General features: G+C 73.4%; 6 protein-coding genes and 1 pseudogene. All 7 read left to right on the top strand.

All coding sequences use genetic code 11. From position 1 onward, the window contains the following. Nucleotides 1-653: pseudogene (locus tag I4I78_RS29495) on the top strand (hypothetical protein); the annotation flags it as partial. A gap of 2 nt (nucleotides 654-655) precedes the next feature. Continuing rightward, the gene (locus I4I78_RS29490; protein ID WP_218614780.1) at nucleotides 656-1,546 is read left to right on the top strand and encodes a sugar phosphate isomerase/epimerase; all 891 of its coding nucleotides are present in this window, start codon (nucleotides 656-658) and stop codon (nucleotides 1,544-1,546) included. Nucleotides 1,547-1,655: 109 nt separating this feature from the next. After that, nucleotides 1,656-2,486: a thioesterase family protein gene (locus I4I78_RS29485; protein WP_218614779.1), complete on the top strand. Its 831-nt coding sequence runs from the start codon at nucleotides 1,656-1,658 to the stop codon at nucleotides 2,484-2,486. Nucleotides 2,487-2,677: 191 nt separating this feature from the next. Continuing rightward, nucleotides 2,678-3,484 (top strand): pyrroline-5-carboxylate reductase, encoded by an 807-nt coding sequence (proC, locus tag I4I78_RS29480; protein WP_218614778.1) that lies wholly within the window; start codon nucleotides 2,678-2,680, stop codon nucleotides 3,482-3,484. 177 nt (nucleotides 3,485-3,661) lie between these two features. After that, nucleotides 3,662-3,874, top strand: a complete 213-nt coding sequence (locus I4I78_RS29475) for a helix-turn-helix domain-containing protein (protein ID WP_218614777.1) — start codon at nucleotides 3,662-3,664, stop codon at nucleotides 3,872-3,874. A 186-nt stretch (nucleotides 3,875-4,060) separates the two neighbouring features. Next, nucleotides 4,061-4,162: a 30S ribosomal protein bS22 gene (locus I4I78_RS29470; protein ID WP_010241351.1), complete on the top strand. Its 102-nt coding sequence runs from the start codon at nucleotides 4,061-4,063 to the stop codon at nucleotides 4,160-4,162. Between the two features lie 155 nt (nucleotides 4,163-4,317). Next, nucleotides 4,318-5,364 carry an NAD-dependent epimerase/dehydratase family protein gene (locus I4I78_RS29465; RefSeq protein ID WP_218614776.1) on the top strand — a complete coding sequence of 349 codons (1,047 nt, stop codon included), beginning with the start codon at nucleotides 4,318-4,320 and terminating at the stop codon, nucleotides 5,362-5,364. The last annotated feature ends 141 nt before the right edge of the window (nucleotides 5,365-5,505 follow it).

Raw genomic sequence — 5,505 nt, 5'->3', positions numbered from 1 at the left:
CCGGTGCGTTCGCCGCGCGCCCGCCGCGCGACGCCGTCGCCGACAGCGGCCCGCCGACGCAGTTCGGTGCGCCGCCGCTCGACGACGAGGGCGGACCTCCGACCCAGCTCGGCGGCCCGCCCCTGCGCGACGACGTCGACGACGACATCGACGACAGCGCGTGGACCGGCCGTCCGGACGACGGCGGGCCGCCCACCGAGGCGTCCGCGTTCGGGCCGGCCGACCTCGCCGGCCCCGATTCCTACGGCCCCGACGACTACGGCCCCGACGACTACGACCCCGACGACTACGACGCCGACTACCGTGCCGACGACTACGAGGACCACGGCGAGAGTGCCGCCGACCTCGCGGACCGGGACGAGGACCCGGCACCGCCCGAGCGGGCGGCCGGCACCGGCCAGGCGTGGGCGATGGTCATCGCCCAGTGGATCGGTGGCGCCGTCGTCGGCGCCGGGGTCTGGGTCGGGTTCCGGTACCTGTGGTTCTCGTTGCCGGTGGTCGCGCTGGCGCTGGCGGTGGTGCTCACCGTGGGCCTGGTGCTCGGTGTCCGGGCGCTGCTGCGCAACGACGACCTGAAGACGACGATGTTCGCCGTGCTGGTCGGCCTGCTGCTCACGGTGTCCCCGGCGATACTCGTGCTGCTGGACCGGTAACGATGCGCGACGCCCGGACGACAGCACGTGATGTGAGTGTCGTTCCGGTTGCGCTGTCCACCGCGTCGGTCTACCCGGAGGGCGTCGAGGCGGCCTTCGCCATCGCTGCGGAGCTGGGCTACGACGGGCTCGAGCTGATGGTCTGGACGGACCCGGTCAGCCAGGACGTCCGCGCGGTCGAGCGGCTCACCCACCGCTACGGCGTGCCGGTGCTGGCGATCCACGCACCCTGCCTGGCCGTGACCCAGCGGGTCTGGGGCGCGGACCCGATCGCACGGATCCGCCGCTCGGTCGACGCCGCCGGCAAGCTCGGTGCGCGGACCGTCGTGATGCACCCGCCGTTTCGCTGGCAGCGCCGCTACGCGGCCGCGTTCGCCGACGAGGTGGCCCGGGCCGGTGAGTACCAGGGGATCGCGCTGCCGGTGGAGAACATGTTCCCGGTGACCCGGGGCGCGATCAGCACGGTGCCCTACGCGCCCGGCTACGACCCGACCGAGGTCGGGCACCGCAACTACACGCTCGACCTCTCACACACCGCCGCCGCGGGTACGGACGCGCTGGAGATGATGCGACGGATGGGCGGGCGGCTCAACCACCTGCACCTCACCGACGGCTCCGGCAGCCCGCGTGACGAGCACCTGGTGCCCGGCCGCGGCACCCAGCCCTGCGCCGAGGTGTGCCAGGCGCTGGCCGACGGCGGGTTCGCCGACGTCGGTGGCGTCGTCGTGCTGGAGGTCAGCACCCGCCGCTGCCGCACCCGCCTGGAACGCACCGGGCTGCTCGCGGAGTCGCTGCTGTTCGCCCGTCTGCACCTGGCCCCGACGGCCGGCTCGGCCCGTCCGGTCCGGCAGGTGCCGGAGCCGCAGGTGCCGGAACCTGCGGGCCGGCTCTGACCGGTCCCCGGGACAGATCACATCTCGCGGCGTGGTCGCGGACGGTGTCGGGGTGATAGGTCTGTCGGGCATGAGCACCGCCGACGCGCTTTCTTCCCGGGGAGGCGGCATGAGTACCGCACAGGTCCGCACCGGACGCCCGTTCTCCGACGCCCACGTGCTCACCGACCTCGGCGGGGGCCGCTACCGCGCCGTTATCGACGACGTGTGGGCGGTCGGGCCGAAGGCACACGGCGGCCTGCTGCTGGTCCTGCTGGCCCGGGCGGCGCTGTCCCGGCTGGCCGCCGAGACCGGGTCCGATCTCGACCCGCTCGCGGTGTCCGCGGACTTCCTGCGGGCACCCGACCTCGGCCCGGTCGAGCTGGTCACCGAGCCCCTCAAGATCGGTCGCACGGTGTCGTCGTGCGCGGTGCGCCTGGTGCAGGGCGAGAAGCTGATGCTGCACGGGACGATCACCGCCGGGGTGCTCCCGGCCGACGTTCCGCGGTGGTCGCAGGAGTCGGACCGACCGGCCGAGCCGACACCGGACGCGGTGGACCCGAGCCCGCCGGACCGGCCCGCCCAGGGCCTGTCCGGGGCCTGCGAGCTGCGCTACCCGCCGGAGGCCAACGCGTTCGTCCGCGGCGAGACCGGCCCGCCGGTGATGAGCGGCTGGGTGCGCCCGCGCGGCGAGGAGCCCGACGTGCTGTTCGCGCTGCTGGCCGGCGACATCCTGCCCCCGACCGTGTTCAACCTGGGCGGCAACGCCGGCTGGGCGCCGACCGTGCAGCTCACGGCGCTGCTGCGCGGGCACCCGGCCCCGGGGTGGCTGCGGGTGGACTCGCGGTCGGAGTCGGTCGTGGGGACGTGGTTCGACGAGGACCTCTCGGTGGTCGACTCGTCCGGGCGCCTGGTCTGCCAGGCCCGCCAGATCGCGCTGGCGCCGCTGCCCCGGTCCTGAGCACGGAGCCTGCGGAGCTGCGCCCCTGCACTGAGCACGGAGCCTGCGGAGCTGCGCCTCTGCACTGAGCACGGAGCCTGCGGAGCTGCGCCTCTGCACTGAGCACGGAGCCTGCGGAGCTGCGCCTCTGCACTGAGCACGGAGCTGCGCCCCTGCACCGACCGGCTCCCCGCTCTCCCTACGATCCGCCCATGACACGTATCGCGGTACTGGGTGGCGGGCGGATCGGTGAGGCGCTGCTGAGCGGTCTGCTCGCGGCCGGGCACGAGCCGGGCGGACTGGTGTTCAGCGAGCGCTACCCGGAGCGCGCCCGCGAGCTCACCGACCGGCTGGGGGTGGCCGCGGCGCCGCTGGCCGAGGCCGTCGCCGGCGCCGAGACCGTCGTGGTCGCGGTGAAGCCGCAGGACATCGCACCGCTGCTGGCCGAGACCGCCCCGGTGCTCGGGTCCGGTGCGCTCGTGGTGTCGCTGTGTGCGGGGCTGCCCACGTCGCTGTTCGAGGGAGGGCTGCCGGACGGGACGCCGGTCGTGCGGGTCATGCCGAACACCCCGATGCTGCTCGGCGCCGCGATGTGCGCGATCTCCCCGGGACGCCACGCCACCGACGCGCACCTGGACACGGTGGAGGCGATGCTGGCCACGGTCGGCGCGACGCTGCGGATGCCGGAGTCCCAGCAGGACGCCGCGACGGCGTTGTCCGGTTCCGGACCGGCGTACTTCTTCCTGGTCGCCGAGGCGATGATCGAGGCCGGGGTGGCGCTGGGGCTGGCGCGGACCGCGGCCACCGAGCTCACCGTGCAGACCGCCCTGGGCGCGGCCCGGATGCTGCGCGAGTCCGGGGAGCACCCGGGTGTGTTGCGGGAGAACGTGACCTCGCCCGCGGGCACGACCGCGGCGGCGCTGCGCGAGCTCGAACGGCACGGCGTCCGCTCGGCGTGGATGGACGCGATCGTGGCGGCGCACGGTCGGTCGGTGGATCTCGGCCGAGCCCTGGGTTGACCCGTTCGCCATATCGGGTGACTTATTGTCACCCTGACGCGCCGCGTATTGCCTCGAACGGATGTCCCCACTGGATGCCGATCGTCACACCCGCCCCGGTACCCTCGTCAGGAACATCGCGTGGCGCCGGAGTGGACTCCGGGGGCCGCCGGTGCGGAGACGGAAGGCGGTGTTCGGATGCCCACCGAGCGTCCCGAGGCGATGCGCCCCAGCCAGGTGCAGTTCCTGACCGTGGCCGAGGTCGCGTCGATGATGCGCGTGTCGAAGATGACCGTGTACCGACTCGTGCACTCCGGCGAGCTGCCCGCGGCGCGGGTCGGTCGCTCCTTCCGGGTTCCGCAGCGCGCCGTGGAGGACTACCTCCGCAACGCCTACTTCGACGCGGGCTGAGTCGTTCGGCCGCCACCCGGGCCACCCAACGGTTCGCCCGTGCGGACCGGTAGAGTGACGATTCGGCTGTCGACCCTCGCCGGTCGTGCGGTCCGCGGGTATCTGCGCGGACGTTGCCGGCCCCTCGGCCACCCGGTGCGCAGGGTAGTGCGGACGATTACAGACGACACGTAGAAGGAGCGCTCCATGGGCTCGGTCATCAAGAAGCGGCGCAAGCGGATGTCGAAGAAGAAGCACCGCAAGCTGCTGCGCAAGACCCGGGTGCAGCGGCGCAAGCTCGGTAAGTGATCCGTACCGGTCGCGTGCGCCCGCGGGTGCGCGCGACCGGTACGCGGTCGTGACGACGGACCCCACGGGTCCGGCAGGCCACACCGCCCGTCGCGGCGACCGGCACCCCTCAGCTCAGGCGTTCCTCCATCCGATACTCCTGCGAGGTCGCACCCGTGTCGCAGACACCCCCTTCCGTCGTGCTCGTCACCGGCGTGAGCGGGTTCCTGGGCGGCCACCTGGCCGCCCGTCTGGCCGCGAACCCGGACATCGACCGGGTCCTCGGCGTGGACACCGTCCCGCCCCCGCGTGACCTGCTCAAGCGGATGGGCCGCGCGGAGTTCGTCCGCGCCGACATCCGCAACCCCCTCATCTCCAAGGTCATCTCCTCGGCCTCGGTGGACACCGTCGTGCACGCGTCGCTGTCCGCGAGCCCCGGCTCCGCCGGCGGTCGGGCCACGATGAAGGAGATGAACGTCATCGGCACGATGCAGCTGCTCGCGGCGTGCCAGAAGGCGACGACGGTCCGGCGGGTCGTCCTCAAGTCGACGACCGCCGTCTACGGGTCCAGCCCGCGCGACCCCGCCGTGTTCGACGAGGCGACCGGGCCGAAGGACCTGCCATCGGGTGGCTACGCCAAGGACGCCGCCGAGATCGAGGGCTACCTGCGCGGCTTCCGGCGCCGCCGCCCCGACGTCACGACGACGGTGCTGCGGTTCGCGAACTTCATCGGCCCGCGGATCGACACCGTCCTCACCCGGTACTTCGCCCTGCCGGTGGTGCCCACCGTGCTCGGCTTCGACGCCCGGGTGCAGCTGCTGCACGAGGAGGACGCGCTCGCCGTGCTCGAGCGTGCCGCCACCCACGAGCTGCCCGGCGTGTTCAACGTGGCCGCCGACGGGGTGCTGATGCTCTCGCAGGCCATCCGCCGGGCCGGCAAGGTCGCGGTCCCGGTGCCCAGCAGCGCCGTCGGGCCGGTCAGCCGGATCCTGCGCGGGGCCCGGGTCGTGGACTTCTCGCCGGAGCAGATGCGCTTCCTGAACTTCGGCCGGGTGGTGGACCTGCAGCGGTTGCGCGAGGAGTTCGGCTTCGTGCCGCGCTGGACGACCACCCAGGCCTTCGACGACTTCGTGCGCGGTCAGGCGCTGAGCCCGGTGCTCGGCGCCGAACGCATCGAGGCGATCGAACGTGGCGTGCTGAGCGTCGCCAGGGCCCTGCGGTGACCCGGAAGCACCGATGACCCGGAAGCACCGATGACCCGGAAGCACCGATGACGCCGCGCGGCGGCCGGAACAAGCAGGGGGACGACGCGATGACCGAGGCCCGGGTGATCCCGATCCGGGGCAGCCGTGGTCCGGCCCGGA

The sequence above is a fragment of the Pseudonocardia sp. KRD291 genome (genome assembly GCF_019263595.1).
GTDB lineage: Bacteria > Actinomycetota > Actinomycetes > Mycobacteriales > Pseudonocardiaceae > Pseudonocardia.
The sequence above is the reverse complement of the archived record's forward strand: the minus strand, read 5'-3'. Positions and strand labels throughout refer to the sequence as shown.

Excerpts from the sequence above, each read along its gene's own strand:
- I4I78_RS29490 (WP_218614780.1), top strand. The coding sequence starts at position 656 with ATGCGCGACGCCCGGACGACAGCACGTGATGTGAGTGTCGTTCCGGTT.
- I4I78_RS29470 (WP_010241351.1), top strand. The coding sequence starts at position 4,061 with ATGGGCTCGGTCATCAAGAAGCGGCGCAAGCGGATGTCGAAGAAGAAG.
- I4I78_RS29475 (WP_218614777.1), top strand. The coding sequence starts at position 3,662 with ATGCCCACCGAGCGTCCCGAGGCGATGCGCCCCAGCCAGGTGCAGTTC.
- proC (WP_218614778.1), top strand. The coding sequence starts at position 2,678 with ATGACACGTATCGCGGTACTGGGTGGCGGGCGGATCGGTGAGGCGCTG.
- I4I78_RS29485 (WP_218614779.1), top strand. The coding sequence starts at position 1,656 with ATGAGTACCGCACAGGTCCGCACCGGACGCCCGTTCTCCGACGCCCAC.